Source organism: Bradyrhizobium australiense (assembly GCF_013114825.1).
Classification (GTDB): domain Bacteria; phylum Pseudomonadota; class Alphaproteobacteria; order Rhizobiales; family Xanthobacteraceae; genus Bradyrhizobium; species Bradyrhizobium australiense.
On record NZ_JAAVLX010000009.1, the window covers coordinates 22484 to 37668 of the forward strand.

Annotated in this window: 15 protein-coding genes and 1 pseudogene; 10 read left to right on the forward strand and 6 right to left on the reverse strand. The window is 62.2% G+C overall.

The annotated features are described in order from the left end of the window. The first annotated feature begins 182 nt into the window (after positions 1-182). Positions 183-989 carry an enoyl-CoA hydratase/isomerase family protein gene (locus HCN58_RS25965; protein ID WP_171582222.1) on the forward strand — a complete coding sequence of 269 codons (807 nt, stop codon included), beginning with the start codon at positions 183-185 and terminating at the stop codon, positions 987-989. A gap of 190 nt (positions 990-1179) precedes the next feature. Then, complete coding sequence (locus tag HCN58_RS25970) at positions 1180-1674, forward strand: rhodanese-like domain-containing protein (protein ID WP_376701219.1); 495 nt, start codon at positions 1180-1182, stop codon at positions 1672-1674. Between the two features lie 118 nt (positions 1675-1792). On the opposite strand, the gene HCN58_RS25975 is transcribed toward HCN58_RS25970, so the two are convergent. Next, a complete protein-coding gene (locus tag HCN58_RS25975; RefSeq protein WP_171582223.1) occupies positions 1793-1960 on the reverse strand; it encodes a hypothetical protein in 168 nt (55 codons plus the stop codon). A gap of 10 nt (positions 1961-1970) precedes the next feature. After that, complete coding sequence (locus tag HCN58_RS25980; RefSeq protein ID WP_171582224.1) at positions 1971-3173, reverse strand: M24 family metallopeptidase; 1203 nt, start codon at positions 3171-3173, stop codon at positions 1971-1973. A gap of 431 nt (positions 3174-3604) precedes the next feature. Here HCN58_RS25980 and HCN58_RS25985 point away from each other — a divergent pair, with 431 nt between their 5' ends. From HCN58_RS25985 to HCN58_RS25995, 3 genes are read left to right on the forward strand one after another with little or no spacing between them, the layout of a single operon-like run. Continuing rightward, entirely contained in the window at positions 3605-4624 is a 1020-nt protein-coding gene (locus HCN58_RS25985) for a TRAP transporter substrate-binding protein (protein ID WP_171582225.1), read from the forward strand. 19 nt (positions 4625-4643) lie between these two features. Next, positions 4644-6542 (forward strand): TRAP transporter large permease, encoded by a 1899-nt coding sequence (locus HCN58_RS25990; protein ID WP_171582226.1) that lies wholly within the window; start codon positions 4644-4646, stop codon positions 6540-6542. A 30-nt stretch (positions 6543-6572) separates the two neighbouring features. Continuing rightward, complete coding sequence (locus tag HCN58_RS25995) at positions 6573-8222, forward strand: acyl-CoA synthetase (protein ID WP_171582227.1); 1650 nt, start codon at positions 6573-6575, stop codon at positions 8220-8222. A 94-nt stretch (positions 8223-8316) separates the two neighbouring features. On the opposite strand, the gene HCN58_RS26000 is transcribed toward HCN58_RS25995, so the two are convergent. Then, the gene (locus HCN58_RS26000; RefSeq protein WP_171582228.1) at positions 8317-8949 is read right to left on the reverse strand and encodes an antibiotic biosynthesis monooxygenase family protein; all 633 of its coding nucleotides are present in this window, start codon (positions 8947-8949) and stop codon (positions 8317-8319) included. Positions 8950-9069: 120 nt separating this feature from the next. Between HCN58_RS26000 and HCN58_RS26005 the strand changes: the two genes are divergently transcribed. The 5 genes and pseudogenes from HCN58_RS26005 to HCN58_RS36080 all read left to right on the forward strand — a co-directional run bounded on the left by HCN58_RS26005 (position 9070) and on the right by HCN58_RS36080 (position 11848). Further along, the gene (locus HCN58_RS26005) at positions 9070-9918 is read left to right on the forward strand and encodes an SDR family NAD(P)-dependent oxidoreductase (RefSeq protein WP_210266154.1); all 849 of its coding nucleotides are present in this window, start codon (positions 9070-9072) and stop codon (positions 9916-9918) included. Positions 9919-10021: 103 nt separating this feature from the next. Beyond that, positions 10022-10648, forward strand: a complete 627-nt coding sequence (locus HCN58_RS26010) for an SDR family NAD(P)-dependent oxidoreductase (protein ID WP_235983888.1) — start codon at positions 10022-10024, stop codon at positions 10646-10648. Next, positions 10645-10770 (forward strand): hypothetical protein, encoded by a 126-nt coding sequence (locus HCN58_RS36825; RefSeq protein ID WP_283814627.1) that lies wholly within the window; start codon positions 10645-10647, stop codon positions 10768-10770. Before HCN58_RS26010 ends, HCN58_RS36825 begins: the two co-directional genes overlap by 4 nt. A gap of 44 nt (positions 10771-10814) precedes the next feature. Continuing rightward, positions 10815-11453: pseudogene (locus tag HCN58_RS36075) on the forward strand (RNA polymerase subunit sigma-70); the annotation flags it as partial. 62 nt (positions 11454-11515) lie between these two features. After that, complete coding sequence (locus HCN58_RS36080) at positions 11516-11848, forward strand: nuclear transport factor 2 family protein (RefSeq protein WP_311966878.1); 333 nt, start codon at positions 11516-11518, stop codon at positions 11846-11848. Between the two features lie 87 nt (positions 11849-11935). On the opposite strand, the gene HCN58_RS26020 is transcribed toward HCN58_RS36080, so the two are convergent. From HCN58_RS26020 to metG, 3 genes are read right to left on the reverse strand one after another with little or no spacing between them, the layout of a single operon-like run. Then, positions 11936-12739, reverse strand: a complete 804-nt coding sequence (locus tag HCN58_RS26020; RefSeq protein ID WP_171582229.1) for an MBL fold metallo-hydrolase — start codon at positions 12737-12739, stop codon at positions 11936-11938. Next, complete coding sequence (locus HCN58_RS26025; protein ID WP_171582230.1) at positions 12736-13527, reverse strand: TatD family hydrolase; 792 nt, start codon at positions 13525-13527, stop codon at positions 12736-12738. Before HCN58_RS26025 ends, HCN58_RS26020 begins: the two co-directional genes overlap by 4 nt. A gap of 14 nt (positions 13528-13541) precedes the next feature. After that, positions 13542-15158: a methionine--tRNA ligase gene (gene metG / locus HCN58_RS26030; protein ID WP_311966869.1), complete on the reverse strand. Its 1617-nt coding sequence runs from the start codon at positions 15156-15158 to the stop codon at positions 13542-13544. Positions 15159-15185 lie beyond the last annotated feature (27 nt).

Genomic DNA, 15185 nt, shown 5'->3' on the forward strand with positions numbered 1-15185 from the left:
TCCGATCCGCGAACCGCGCGGATGCAGGTTTCCGACAACAAGACGACGGGGAACCGGCAGAGGATGCTCGCTCGCCGAAATTATTTGCGGGCTTCCGGCATTGCCCGGTTGCGAAGAAGGCGGGCGGCTAACCGGCGAGTTCTGGGTTAAGGTCTGGAAAATAACGGCAGGGAGGCCGAGCGTTGGCTGAATTTGTAAAGATCGAAAAGGGCCTCGGGCCTGAGGGCCGCATCGCGGTCGTACGTTTCGACCGCGGCGACGGCATCAATGCGTTGTCGCCGGAAGCGCTGCGCCAGCTTACCGAGGCCGCCCGCAGTTTTGAGGATGATGGCGACACCTCGGTCGTGGTGCTCACGGGCGGCGTCAAATCCTTCAGCGCGGGCTTCGACCTGAAGGACCCCGAAGGCCGCTCGCGCAAAACCATGGACCTCGGCGCCTTGCGCCGGCACTTGAAGCTCGGTCCTCGGCTGACGCGGGCGTGGCAGGACATGGAGCAGATCACCATTGGCGCCATCGAGGGCTTTTGCGTCGGCGGCGGTGTAGCGTTGGCGGTTGCGCTGGACTTCCGGGTGATGGCCCGCGACGCCCATATGCGTGTGCCCGAGATCGGGCTTGGCATGAATATGAGCTGGCAGAGCGTGCCGCGCATGCTGCACCTGATGGGACCGGCGCGCACTAAGCAGGCCGTGATCTTGGCCGACCAGCGCATCACCGCCGCGGAGGCTTACGAATGGCGGCTGGTGGAGGAGGTCGCCGATCCCGGCAAGGCCTTCGATGCCGCGATGGCACTCGCTGCCAAAGTCGCCGCTCAGCCGCCGCTGTCGGTTGCCATGACCAAGCTGACGGTTAATCGCCTGGCGCACGCGCTCGATGATCTCGCCAGCCATATGGACGTCGACCAGTTCGCGCTGGCGAGCATGACCGAGGATCACAAGGAAGGCGTCGCAGCGTTTCTGGAGCGACGCAAACCGAAGTTCAGGGGAAAGTAGCGAGAATCGGTTTGGATATGCGAACGGAGCGCTAATCAAGTTGTCGTAACAGAATCTCAATTCTCATCGGATTTCGCGCGGTGTGCTCGCGTCAGCAAAGGGGCGGAATTTGCCGCGACAACCAGCGGGATTGCCACACCAGAAAATATAGCGCAGCATCCTCCAATTGCATGATCGAAATCAAAACGGGATGGACTATAGCCGCTCGCAACCCGCGACGACCTTGCGGATCCAGCATGGCGCGCCTTGCGGGAGCTTAGATCAGAACACCGCCGTTGCTGGCGAGCCCACAGATGGAGAAGGCCCGATGAAAACCGTACAATCGATGCTCGCCGAAGCCGATGCCGAAGTCCCGCGTATCACTCCCGATGAAGCCAAGGGATTGCTGGGGAGGGCCGATGTGCTTTTCCTCGACGTTCGGGAGCCGGCGGAAGTCACTGCCTCTGGAAAAATTCCGGGCGCCGTCGCCATACCGCGCGGCCTCGTGGAGTTCCGGGCGGATCCTGCTTCGGCGATGCACGATGCGGTCTTTGACCGCACCAAGACGGTCATTGCTTACTGCGCGTCCGGCGGGCGTTCCGCGCTGGTGGGAAAGACGCTGAAGGATATGGGCTACGGCAACGTACGCAATCTCGGCGGCTTCAAAGGCTGGCTGGACGCAGGCGGAGACGTGGAAAAGGGCTGAGCCGCAAGCCAAACGTTCGAGGGTGACCGCGCATCGGGACGGCTGTCCAACCTTCAGTCACATGGTCTTCAGTCAATGGACTTGCGTGGCGCCCTTTTGCGTTTCAACCGTGTAACGATCACGGGCGGCCCGCAAAGGCCGACACAAGCACGACCGCCCAGTTCTTCGTCAGATAGCCCTCCAGCACCAGAAAGCGAGCTATCGCTGCTGAAACGAAGAACCCGGCGCCCGCGCCGGTCCACTGCGCTGGCGTGAAGTCCGGGCCTTTGTTGATTTCAAGACGCAAACGAACAACTTCACCGCGCCAGTGCGCTGCCCCCGATATTCCAGCCGCGGCTGCCTTCGCCAAAGATCTCGTAGCCTGCTGCAGTCACCGCAACCGTGTCCTCGAGCTTGATGAAGCCGCGCGTGGGATGCTTCATCGTCGTTTCGATCGACACCACCATGCCGGCCTCCAATGGGCGGCGTGCGTCCGGGTCATCATAGGGAATCGGGCCCTTGGCCGTCAGGCGAGGGGCCTCGTGGCTGACCAGCCCCATACCGTGCGCCAGAAATTCGGTGCAGTCGCGCTGGCTGGACTGTGTGAGCCGCTTTTCCGCCGCGGCATAGATTTCGCCGCCCATCGTGCCCGGCCGAACTGCGGCGAATGCCGCCCGCTGGACGGCTTCGATTTCCGCCAGCAGGTCCTTCAATTCGCTGTCCGGTTCGCCCAGCACCGCCATCCGCGCGAGATCGCCGATATAGCCCTGATAGTTGCCGCCGGAATCCAGCGACAGCACATCACCGGTCCCCCAGCGGTCGGCGGAAGGCGCCCGGTTGTGGCTGGCGCCGCAGGCCAGCAGGCAATACTCGAACGTCATTCCGCGCTTGACCTCTGCGATCCTCAGCGCGTCGAAAAGCTGCTGCTTGGTCGTGCCCGGGCCGTGGTTTGCGATCACCTCGTCCATGGATTCGATCACCAGTTCCGAGGCCTTCTTCAGCTTGGCCAATTCCGCCGGCGATTTGACTGCGCGCAGGCGCTCCAGCACCAGCAGTGCATCCTTGATTTCGCTATCGGGCAGGGCGTGCGAAAGGGCCCTGCCGGCGTCCATCGGCAAAAACGGCATCTCGACCCCGATCCGCTTCATCGGCACGCCCGCGCGCTTGATCAGGCTTGCCGCCAGCGAAATGGCGTCCACCGAACCGTTGCCCTCGGTACGGACTTGCGCAACCCACAGCGGCGCCACGGCCCGCTGGTGTGTTTCCAGCCGGTGCCCGATATAGGCCGCCTTGTCGGGCGCACCTTTCGGGTAGATCAGGACGGGCAAGTACCGGCTGACGCCGAGCGCGTCCATGTAGTCGAAGAAGATCGCCCGCTCAGCGTCGAGCAGGTATTGGATGTTGTGCTTGGAGGTCGCGACCAGGATATCAAGTCCAGCCGCTTCCATAAGGGAATCGAGCTTGGCGGTGTCGAATGGAATGGCGCGAGATTCGATCGGACCATTGACGCGTTCTTGCATGATGAGACCTCCGTTGCGGCCGGCCTGAACCAACCGGCCTCGGGGCAATCTGTTTCGCCTGGAGCCGCATTGTGGGTGGGAAGTGGGGGGTCGTACCAGCGATGAAATCAGCGAGCTCCAATGCAGATTGACGAACGCTGGCTGCTTAATCAGCCATCCGAAATTCGCATAAGGTATATTATGGAATATCTATACCTGCAATTGGATCAAATATTTAGCCCGAAATCTTTCTGCGCCAACTCAGATAAAGGCTAGGTTCCGAGTGCACCGAGTGCGCTGCTGGCCTGCCGATTTCTCTACGCCGGAGAAACCGATATTGCCGCGGCTTGCGTCCGCTGCAATAAGCGCGGGCGCGAGATCGTTGATGACCCCGCGACAGCAGGTCCCTATAGGTTGGACCTCAAGAACAATAACTCTCAAGGGAGATCCAGATGAGTTTTTCACGACGCACGCTTCTCAAGGCATCCGCTGCGTCAGCGGTTTTGGGCGGCATTGGCGCGCCGTTGGTAGCGCGGGCCCAGACCGCCGAATTTACCTACAAATACGCCAATAATCTTCCGGACGGTCATCCGATGAACGCGCGGGCCAAGGAAATGGCGGCCGCGATCAAGGCCGAGACCAATGGCCGGTTCGACATGCAGATTTTTCCGAACAACCAGCTCGGTTCCGATACGGACATGCTGAGCCAAATCCGCTCGGGCGGTGTCGAGTTTTTCACGCTCTCGGGGCTGATTCTGGCGACGCTGGTGCCGGCGGCCTCCATCAGCGGCATCGGCTTTGCGTTCCCGGATTACGACACGGTCTGGAAGGCCATGGACGGGGGCCTGGGCGCCTATATACGCGGCGAGATCACCAAGGCCAACCTCGTGGTGATGGACAAGATCTGGGACAACGGCTTCCGCCAGACCACATCCTCGACCAAGCCGATCAACGGCCCGGAAGACCTCAAGGGCTTCAAAATCCGCGTGCCGGTTTCGCCGTTGTGGACCTCGATGTTCAAGGCGTTCGATGCAGCGCCCGCCTCGATCAATTTCAGCGAAGTTTACTCGGCGCTACAGACCAAGATCGTCGAAGGCCAGGAAAATCCGCTCGCGATCATCTCGACCGCAAAGCTGTACGAGGTGCAGAAATACTGCTCGCTGACCAACCACATGTGGGACGGCTTCTGGTTCCTGGCGAACCGCCGCGCTTGGGAGAAGCTGCCCGAGGATGTCAGGACGACCGTCGCCAAGAACATCAATGCGGCGGCCGTCAAGGAGCGCGAGGACGTCGCCAAGCTGAATGCCGGCCTGCAGCAGGAACTGGCCGGCAAGGGCCTGACCTTCAACCAGCCCAACGTGACGCCGTTCCGCGACAAGCTGCGCTCGGCCGGCTTCTACGCGGAATGGAAAGGTAAATACGGCGACCAGGCCTGGGAGCTGCTCGAAAAGTCCGTCGGTAAGCTGTCCTAAGCGCATGTGAGGGGCCGTCGTGGCTCATGCCGAATTGAGTGAGATCATTGGCGGTGAGGTGGCTCAGCCCCCTCGCCGCCGTTCGTTGCTGGCTTCCGTCGAACATGCCCTGGGAATGCTGGTCGAGTTTCCGGCAGCGCTGCTCGTCGTCGCCGAAATCGTCATCCTGTTTGCCGGCGTGGTGGCGCGCTACGCGCTGCACCGGCCGCTGATCTGGTCGGACGAACTGGCGTCAATCCTGTTCCTGTGGCTCGCTATGCTGGGCGCTGCCGTTGCGTTCCGCCGCGCTGAGCACATGCGGATGACGGCGGTGGTCGCGAACGCGCGGCCCGCCATGCGCGCCTATCTCGATCTGGTCGCAACCTCAGCGGCGCTGGCGTTTCTCATCCTGATCGCCTGGCCGGCTTACGAATATGCCTACGAGGAAAGTTACATCACCACGCCGGCGCTGCAGATACTCAACAGTTGGCGTGCCGCGGCGCTACCGGTCGGCATTGCCCTGATGGCGCTGTTCGCGTTGCTGCGATTGGCCCGCGCCAGCAACATTCGCACTGTGCTGGGCGCCGTCCTGTCGGTCGGGCTCATCATCGGGATATTCTGGCTGCTCAGGGGCTCGCTCAAGCCGCTCGGCAACCTCAATCTGATCATCTTTTTTGTCGGCGTGGCCGGCTTCTGCGTGTTTGCCGGCGTGCCGATTGCGTTCGGCTTCGGGCTTGCGACCTACGGCTATCTGGCGCTGACGACCGGCACGCCGCTGATGGTGCTGGTCGGGCGCATGGACGAGGGCATGAGCCATCTCATCCTGCTGTCGGTGCCGCTGTTTGTCTTCCTGGGCCTGCTGATCGAAATGACAGGCATGGCGCGTGCCATGGTGGCGTTCCTGGCGAGCCTGTTGGGCCATGTTCGCGGCGGGCTACATTATGTCCTCGTCGGCGCGATGTACCTGGTATCGGGCATCTCGGGCTCCAAGGCTGCCGACATGGCGGCCGTCGCGCCGGTGCTATTTCCGGAAATGAAGGCGCGAGGCGCCAAGCCGGGCGATCTGGTTGCCCTGCTCTCCGCTACCGGCGCGCAGACCGAAACCATTCCGCCCAGCCTCGTGCTGATCACCATCGGCTCGGTGACGGGCGTCTCTATCGCGGCGCTATTCACCGGCGGCCTATTGCCCGGTCTGGTGCTGGCGATCACGCTGTCGGCCCTGGTGTGGTGGCGCTACCGGAACGAGGATTTGCGGCACGTCACGCGGGCGAGCGCCCGTGAGATCGCCCGCGCGTTTCTCATCGCCCTGCCCGCGATCGCGCTGCCGTTCGTGATCCGTTACGCCGTCGTCGAGGGCATTGCGACCGCGACCGAGGTCTCCACCATCGGCATCGTCTATGCCTTCATCGTTGGTTTCCTGATTTACGGCCTCCTGATCTATCGCAATTTCGACTGGCGGCGGATCGTGCCAATGTTGGTCGAGACCGCGTGCCTGTCGGGCGCGATCTTGCTGATCATCGGCTGCGCCACCGGCATGGCCTGGGGCCTCACACAATCCGGCTTTTCGCGGACGCTGGCAGCCGCCATGACCGGCCTGCCCGGCGGCTCGGCGGCCTTCATCGCGGTGTCGATCGTGGCATTCGTGATCCTGGGCAGCGTGCTCGAGGGTATTCCGGCGATCGTGCTGTTCGGGCCGTTGTTGTTTCCGATTGCGCGGGCCGTCGGCGTCCACGAGGTCCATTATGCGATGATCGTTATTCTCGCGATGGGTATCGGGCTATTCGCACCGCCATTCGGAGTGGGCTATTATGCGGCCTGCGCCATCGGACGCGTCGATCCGGCCGAGGGGATCCGGCCGATCTGGGGTTACCTGCTGGCGCTGATGGTCGGCCTGATTATCGTGGCGATCTTCCCGTGGATTTCCATCGGGTTCCTGTAAGGTCAAACCTTTGTAGATGGGAAACAGCCAATGAGCGCAGCCCAGAACCAGTACTCAATCGGATTGGACAAGACGCCCGCGAATTACGTGCCGCTGACGCCGCTGAGTTTCCTCGCCCGCAGCGCCGCCGTTTATCCCGAGCATATCAGCACGGTCTATGAAGGCCGCAGTTTTACCTGGGCCGAAACCCATGAACGCTGCCGGCGCTTTGCGTCCTGGCTCGCCGGCCGCGGTATCGGAAACGGCGACACGGTCTCTGCGATGCTGCCGAACGTCCCTGCGATGAACGAGGTGCATTTCGCCGTGCCGATGGCGGGTGCCGTGCTGAACGCGCTCAATATCCGGCTTGATGCGCCATCGATAGCCTTCCAGCTCGACCACGGCGGGGCGAAAATCATTCTGGTCGACCCTGAATTTTCCGGCGTGATTGCGGAAGCGCTGACGCTGATGAAAGGCCCAAAACCTTTCGTCGTCGATGTCGACGACGTTGCCTTTGCCGGTGGCAAGCGCATCGGCGAACTCGAATATGAGGCGGCGATCGCGCAAGGCGATCCGAGCTTTGTCGCAAGGCTGCCCGCCGACGAGTGGGACGCGATTGCGCTCAGCTATACCTCAGGCACCACGGGCAATCCGAAGGGCGTCGTGACCCATCACCGCGGTGCCTATCTCAACGCCGTCAGCAACATCCTGGCCGGCAATCTCGGCCAGCATCCGGTCTATCTGTGGACGCTGCCGATGTTCCACTGCAACGGCTGGTGCTTTCCTTGGACAGTCGCAGCTGCCGCCGGCATCAATGTCTGCCTGCGCAAGGTCGATCCGGCAAAAATCTTCGAGCTGATCCCAAAACACGGCGTCACCCACATGTGCGGCGCGCCGATCGTCTACAACACGCTGATCAACGCGCCGGGCGCGCCGAAGGGCAAGGCCGCGCGCCCGGTGGTTGGCTTGATCGCGGGAGCCGCGCCGCCAGTTGCCGTGCTCGAGGGCGCCGAGAGCATCGGCATCAAGCTGACGCACGTCTATGGACTGACCGAAGTCTACGGCCCCGCTTCCGTCTGCGCCGAGCAGCCGGGCTGGGACGAACTGCCCGCCGACCAGCGCGCCCAAATGAAGCGCCGGCAGGGCGTGGCCTACCCGCTGGAAGAAGCCGTGACCGTGCTCGACCCCGAAACCATGCAGGAGGTGCCGCGCGATGGCGAAACCATCGGCGAGGTTATGTTCCGCGGCAATATCGTGATGAAGGGCTATTTGAAGAACGAGAAGGCGACGCAGGAAGCTTTCGCCGGCGGCTGGTTTCACACCGGCGATCTCGGCGTGCTCGACGAGCACGGCTACGTCATCATCAAGGACCGCTCCAAGGACATCATCATCTCCGGCGGCGAAAACATCTCTTCCGTCGAAGTCGAGGACGTCCTCTACAAGCACCCGGCCGTGCTGTTCGCAGCCGTTGTGGCCAAGCCCGATTCAAAATGGGGCGAAGTGCCCTGCGCCTTCGTCGAATTGAAGGAAGGCGCCAAGGCGACGGAGGCCGAGATCATCGCGTTCTGCCGCAGCCACATGTCAGGCTTCAAGACGCCAAAGGCGGTGGTGTTCGGCACCATTCCCAAGACATCCACCGGCAAAATTCAAAAGTTCATGCTGCGCAACCAGGTGGAGTCGGCGAAGGCGATTTCGGCGTAGATTTGTAGGGTGGGCAAAGCGGAAGCGTGCCCACCTCGTTCGTAAAATGTCGACGAAGGGTGGTGGGCGCAGCGCTAATGCGCCTTTGCCCACCCTACGATCGGGCTCTCTCGACCGGCGGGTAGTATTGCGGCGCTTCGGCTCGTTCGAACATGCCGTAGTCGCGCATGACCTCGAAAATGCGGAAGTACTCGGTTGTCGGATCGGCGAACAGTCTAGCGCCGAATTCGATGCCGGCTTGATCGTTTGGTAGATCGATGAGGTGCGCGAAATGCCCCTCACGATAGACGCTTGCGAAAGCGTCACGGCGCCATCCGGTCTCTGCCGGAAGCGTGGCATTCTTCGATTCTGCCGCCAGCACATATGTCGGCTTGCGTCGTGCCGGATCGTTGTAAGGCGTGCGCCGCTCGGGCTGCCAGATCGGCTGTCCGGGCCTTGCTTCGTGGATGACCTGGGCGACCCGGATGCGATAGTCCGAAAAGACTTTCTCGCGGCCGATGGTCTGAACATCATGATGGTGAGCATGGGCTCGCCACCCAGTCAGGGCCCCCTCATCCTGCCAGATCTGATACGACAGCAGCAGGTTTTCTCGCGTCAAACTCGTGAAACGATCGATGAAGAGACAGCCACCCATGGCCTCAAGCTCGGGCTTCAGGGAAGCGGCGAGATTCAGGTACTGATCACGGTGCCCAGGCTTTGTCTGAACTTCGAAGAACAAGCCAATCATCGATATTCCTCCGCAACTTTGTTTGCTGTGTTTCTCGCAGCTGCGGTGCCGGGACCCGCCGTCCGACCCGGTATCACAACTCCGGCATCGGCAAAAAAGTCCGCCGCACACCGGTGAGTCTTGGCCGCCGCGCTGGTCCTACACACTAGGTTGGGGCACACAGCAAGGAAGCCAGAAATGTTGTTGAAGAACAAGGTTGCGGTGATCTACGGCGCCGGGGGCGCGGTCGGCAGCGCTGTCGCACGCGCCTTTGCGCGCGAGGGCGCCAGATTGTTTCTCACCGGGCGTCACAGAGCCCCTGTCGAAGCCATCGCCAAAGAGGGTGTGTCGGCGGAAGGAACTGCCGAGACGGCCGAAGTCGATGCGCTCGACGAACAGGCCATAGACCGCCACCTGCAGTCCGTGGTCGACAAAGCGGGTCGCGTCGATATCTCCTTCAATGCCATCGGGATCCCGAACACGGCGCTGCAAGGTATTCCCCTGGTCGAGCTGGATATCGCGCAATTCTCCCTTCCGATTGCGACTTACACCAAATCCTACTTCCTGACCGCGCGGCTCGCCGCGCGGCGGATGGTCGCGAAGCGATCGGGTGTGATCATGACCGTCACGTCGATCCCCTCGCGCACCGCGATTCCGTTGATGGGAGGCGTCGCGCCGGCGATGAGCGCCGTGGAAGCCCTCACCCGCGATCTCTCCGCCGAGCTCGCGCCGCAGGGCATTCGGGTGGTCGGTCTGCGACCGCAGGGAATGCCGGAATCGGACACAATCAAGGAAGTGTTCGGGCTTCACGCCAAGGCATGGGGCGTTTCGCGCGAACAGTTCCAGGAGATGATCGCTAGCCGGACCCACATGCGACGGCTGACGACGCTTGAGGAGATGGCCAATGTGGCGGCCTTCATGGCCTCCGATCAAGCGAGCGCGATGACCGGCACCGTTGTCAATTTGAGTCTTGGAAGCCTCGACGACTAGCGTCGCCTGCTGAAAAAAGTCGTCGAGCTCCGATGATTTCGAGCCACCGGGCCGGTCTTACACGGGAGCCGGATGTGTACCGGCCCGGCAGCGGGAGAGAAAAATGCTTCCATTGACAGGCAAGAACATGGTTGTGATCGGCGGCAGCCGAGGGGTTGGGCGGCGGGTCGTGGAAGCCGCCGTTCGCGACGGCGCCCACGTGCTTGCAGTCGCGCGTCAAGACGCGCCGCTCCGGCAATTGGCGGAAGAAGTCAGCAGCATTGAAATCCTGCCGCTCGACGCCACGGATGAAGCGGCACCGTCAAAAGTGTTCGGCACCCTGCGGCCCGATATCCTCGTCGTGTGCGCTGGCGCGTTTCCACCCGCTGCGCCGCTTCACGAGCTGAGCTGGCAACAATTCGCCGTCAATTGGGAAACTGACGTCAAGGTCGCGTTTCACTTCTGCAAGGCGGCGCTATCGCGGCCGTTACCCGCGGGCACTTCCGTTATCCTGATTGCAAGCGGCGCAGCCTTCGCAGGGTCGCCCAATTCGGGCGGATATGCCGGTGCCAAACGCATGCAACTATTCATGGCAAACTACAGCCAGAAGGAATCCGATCGTCTCGGGCTCGGCCTCTGCTTCACGGCGCTCGCGCCGCGCATCATGCCGGACACTGAACTCGGGATGCATGCGGTCGCGGGCTATCCCGCTATCTCGGAATATCCGCGGTTGATTTCATTCAAAGCATGACGGCGCCGCCGACCTCGTCGGAAGTCGCAACGGCAGTCATCGAACTGGTGACGAACCCGGATCAGTCCAGGGGAAAAGCCTTCATCGTCTCCGGCAACGGCCGCGAAGCGGTGCAGGAATGATAAAGCCATTGAAGACGGCGACCAGAGGTCTCATATCGATGGCAATGGCAGCGGCGGAACCATCGCCCGAGAAGCAAGTCCCGGCGCGTTCAGACCCAGCGTTTGAACGGCTTGCCGAGCCGTTCCGCCGCGAACTCAAGCTGCATTGTTACCGCATTCTTGGCTCCCTGCACGAAGCCGAAGATCTCGTACAGGAGACCTATTTGCGCGCCTGGCGCGGCTTCGACAAGTTTGAGGGGCGCGGATCGTTTCGCGCCTGGCTCTATCGGATCGCCACCAACGCCTGCATCAATGCGCTCGAAAGCCGCAAGCACCAGCAGCGCTGGCTGCCTGACCAACGCGCGCCTGCCACCACCGAGATGCCGGACGGCCGAGCTGCAACCGACGTGGCGTGGCTCGAGCCATATCCAGGCTCGGAACTGGAAGGGATCGCCGACGACGCACCGACCCCGGAGGCACGCTATGCGTCACGAGAGGCGGTGCAGCTTGCTTTTGTTGCGGCGATCCAGGAACTACCGCCGCGCCAGCGCGCCGTGCTGTTGTTGTGCGACGTTCTTGGCTGGTCTGCCGTCGAGGCCGCGGCGCTGCTCGACGGTTCGACCGCCTCGATCAACAGCGCGCTGCAGCGGGCGCGCGAGACGCTCGCCAAACGCTATCCCGACGGTCGACCGATGATGTCAGCGCAGCCCAGCCCTGCGCAGCAAAGGCTGCTCGGCCGCTATCAACAGGCCTGGGAAGGTCTCGAATCGATGGTTTCGTCGCCCTCCTCAAGGAGGATGCGACCTACACCATGCCGCCGCTGCCGCAATGGTATGCCGGGCGGGAGGCGATCCGTAGCTTCTTTGCGTGGGCGTGGAAGGCCTATGATAGCTATCGTCTGGTGCCGGCAATAGCCAACGGACAGCCAGCATTCGCCGCTTATGCCCGCAACAGCGCGGAGGCGCCGTGGACCGCCCATTCCATCCAAGTGCTCGCGTTCGAGCAGGGCATGATTTCGACCCTGACCCTGTTTTACGAACCCGCCGGCGCACGCCTGTTTGAAGCTTTTGGATTTCCGCACACGCTCGCGAATGCTTAGGGTGACCGAACCGACAACGTGCCAAACCATCGCTGCACCATCAGCAAGATTGGTAAGCGATTGCGCCCTTTACCATCCCGCGGTGGCTCAACTCCGCTCCAGCGTCAGCCGCATCCCATCATAGGCCGGGATCACGCTCGGCGGCAGGCTCTGGCGCAGTACCTCGTAGTCGAGATCGGAATGCATGTTGGTGATGACGGCCTGCTTCGGCTTGAAGCGCTCGATCCATGAAAGCGCGTCGTTAACGCTGAAATGGCTGGGATGGCCGGCATAGCGCAGCCCGTCGACGATCCAGAAATCGAGGTTTTGCAGTGACGGCCAGCTTTCCTCAGGAATATCGTGGAGGTCGGGCGTGTAGGCGGCGTCCCCGATGCGGAAACCGAGCGCAGGGATCTTACCGTGTTGAACCAGGAAGGCGGAAAGCTTTAGCGGGCCGCCCTTCCCCTCCGTGGTGTGGCTCTCGCCGGCTTCGATCGAGTGGCGCGTCAGGATCGGCGGATAATCACTGCCCTCGGGCGAGATGAAGCAATAGGAAAACCGCGCCATAATGTCTTTGGCGGTCGACTGGTTGAAATAGACGGGAATCCGCCGGCGCTGGTGCATCACCACGGAACGCAAATCGTCGATGCCGTGAGTCTGATCGGCGTGCTCATGGGTCAAAAACACCGCGTCGATGTGATCGACATTAGCGTCGATCAACTGCTCGCGCAGGTCGGGCGAGGTGTCGATCACGATCCGCGTGGTCCCGTGCGCGCCGGTGCGCTCTACGAGGAGCGAGCAGCGGCGGCGGCGGTTCTTTGGATTACTGGGATCGCAGGCGCCCCAGCCGAGCGCCGGGCGGGGCACGCCGGCGGATGAGCCGCAGCCGAGGATCGTCAGCGTCACCGTCATGCGGCAGCCTTCGGCGCCGGCACCTTGGAGAACAGGCGAAAGAAGTTTTCCGTCGTCTGCCGCGAAATCTCTTCCAAGGAGACGCCGCGCGTTTCCGCCAGCACCTTGGCGACTTCGACCACGTAGGAGGGCTCGTTGCGCTTGCCGCGAAACTTGCCGGGCGCCAGATACGGCGAATCGGTTTCAACCATGATGCGGTCGGCGGGAAGTTCGGCGGCGAGTTCGCGCAAGGCTTCCGATTTCTTGAAAGTCAGGATACCTGTGAAGGAAATCGACAGGCCTAGTCCAATCGCCTTCATCGCCAGTTCTCGCCCACCGGTGTAGCAATGCAGCACCGCGCGAAACGCCCCCTTGCCGATCTCGTCCTCGAGAATGCGACCGCAGTCCTCGTCGGCTTCGCGGGTATGGATCACCAGCGGCAGGCCGGTCTCGCGCGCGGCTGCGATATGAGCACGAAACCCGCGCTCCTGCGCCTCGCGAGAGCCGTGCTCATAGAAATAGTCGAGCCCCGCCTCGCCCAGTGCCACGACCTTCGGATGCTTGGTTAGTTCGATCAGCTCGCTTGCGGGAATGCCGTTTTCCTCATCGGCCTGATGCGGATGGGTGCCGACCGAGCAATAAACGTTGGGGAACCGTTCGGCGATGGCGATCAGTCCGCCGAGTCGCTTCACTCGGGTCGAAATCGTGATGATGCGGCCGATCCCCGCGGCTTCGGCACGCGCAACGATGGCGTCGAGATCATCGGCAAAATCCGGGAAGTCGAGATGACAGTGGCTGTCGACGAGCATGGCTTGCAAACGGCCTAATCTGCCTTTGGTTCGACGTAGCGCGGAAATACGCCGACCGGCGGCGGCAGCGTCGTTCCCGGCCTGACCCGCGTCGCAAGCGCCGCAAAATTGCGCGCTTCCTTGCCATCGGGGATGCCGAGACTATCCAGCAGCTTGCTGGACGCATCCGGCATCACCGGCTGCGTTAGGATGGCGACCTGGCGCACGACCTCCGCGGTCACGTAGAGCACCGTTTTCTGCCGCTCAGGATCGGTCTTGGCTAGCGCCCACGGCGCCTCGCCCGCGAAATAGCGGTTGGCTTCGGCGACCACGGCCCATACCGCGTTGAGCCATTGATGGATCTGTTGCGTCGCCATCGCGGTGCGCGACACTTCCAACATGCCGTCGGCCTGCGCCAGAATTGCCTTGTCGTTGTCTGTGAACTCGCCGGGCTCGGGTAGCACGCCGCCGAGCTGCTTTGCGATCATCGACAGCGAACGCTGCGCCAGATTGCCGAGATCGTTCGCAAGGTCGGCGTTGATGCGCGCCACGATGGCTTCATGGCTGTAGTTGCCGTCCTGCCCAAACGGCACCTCGCGCAGGAAGAAATAGCGCATCTGGTCGACGCCGTACTGATCGGCCAGATTGAAGGGATCGACGACGTTGCCGACCGACTTTGACATCTTCTCGCCCCTGCTGAACAGGAAGCCGTGCGCGTAAACGCGCTTCTGCACGGGAATGCCGGCCGACATCAGGAATGCCGGCCAGTACACGGCGTGGAAACGAATGATGTCCTTGCCAATGACGTGGACGTCCGCCGGCCAGTAGCGCCAGTTCGGATCGCTCTCGTCGGGAAAGCCGACGCCGGTGATGTAATTGGTCAGTGCATCGACCCAGACATACATCACGTGTTCGGGGTCATCAGGCACCTTGACGCCCCAATCGAACGTAGTGCGTGAAATCGACAGGTCTTTCAGGCCGCCCTTCACGAAGCTGATGACCTCGTTGCGACGTGAATCCGGGCCGATGAAGTCCGGCTGGCTCTCGTAGAGCTGCAGCAAACGGTCCTGATAGGCGGACAGCCTGAAGAAATAGCTCTTCTCCTCGACCCATTCGACCGGCGAGCCCTGCGGGCCGCGGCGCACACTGTCTTCGCCGACGATGGTTTCCTCCTCGGCGTAATAGGCTTCATCGCGCACCGAATACCAGCCGGAATAGGTATCGATATAGATGTCGCCATTCTGCTGCATCCGGTTCCAGACCACCTGAACCGAACGATGGTGGTCAGCCTCCGTGGTGCGGATGAAGCGGTCGAACGAGACGTTCAGGCGCTCGTCCATCTCCTTGAACCGACCCGCATTGCGCGCGGCCAGCTCAGCGACGCCCAATCCTTCGGCTTCAGCGGTTTGCACCATCTTCAGGCCGTGCTCGTCGGTGCCGGTGAGGAAAAAGACGTCCTTGCCGTTGAGCCGCTGAAACCGCGCCAGCGCATCGGTCGCGATCGCCTCATAGGCGTGGCCGATATGCGGAATGCCGTTCGGATAGGCGATCGCGGTCGTGATGAAGTAGGTGTCGCGTTCGGCAGCCGCTGCCGGCTTGGCGGCGGGAGCCGGCTTCGCGCGTGGTGCGACAGGCTTCGGGCTTTCTGCCACGGGCGCCGCCGGTGCGGCAGGGCTCGA

Bases quoted from the DNA above. Each gene is read 5' to 3' on its own strand.
- HCN58_RS25970 (WP_376701219.1), top strand. From the start codon at position 1,180: ATGGACTATAGCCGCTCGCAACCCGCGACGACCTTGCGGATCCAGCAT.
- HCN58_RS25980 (WP_171582224.1), bottom strand. From the start codon at position 3,173: ATGCAAGAACGCGTCAATGGTCCGATCGAATCTCGCGCCATTCCATTC.
- HCN58_RS25985 (WP_171582225.1), top strand. From the start codon at position 3,605: ATGAGTTTTTCACGACGCACGCTTCTCAAGGCATCCGCTGCGTCAGCG.
- HCN58_RS25995 (WP_171582227.1), top strand. From the start codon at position 6,573: ATGAGCGCAGCCCAGAACCAGTACTCAATCGGATTGGACAAGACGCCC.
- HCN58_RS26000 (WP_171582228.1), bottom strand. From the start codon at position 8,949: ATGATTGGCTTGTTCTTCGAAGTTCAGACAAAGCCTGGGCACCGTGAT.
- HCN58_RS26010 (WP_235983888.1), top strand. From the start codon at position 10,022: ATGCTTCCATTGACAGGCAAGAACATGGTTGTGATCGGCGGCAGCCGA.
- HCN58_RS36825 (WP_283814627.1), top strand. From the start codon at position 10,645: ATGACGGCGCCGCCGACCTCGTCGGAAGTCGCAACGGCAGTCATCGAA.
- HCN58_RS26020 (WP_171582229.1), bottom strand. From the start codon at position 12,739: ATGACGGTGACGCTGACGATCCTCGGCTGCGGCTCATCCGCCGGCGTG.
- HCN58_RS26025 (WP_171582230.1), bottom strand. From the start codon at position 13,527: ATGCTCGTCGACAGCCACTGTCATCTCGACTTCCCGGATTTTGCCGAT.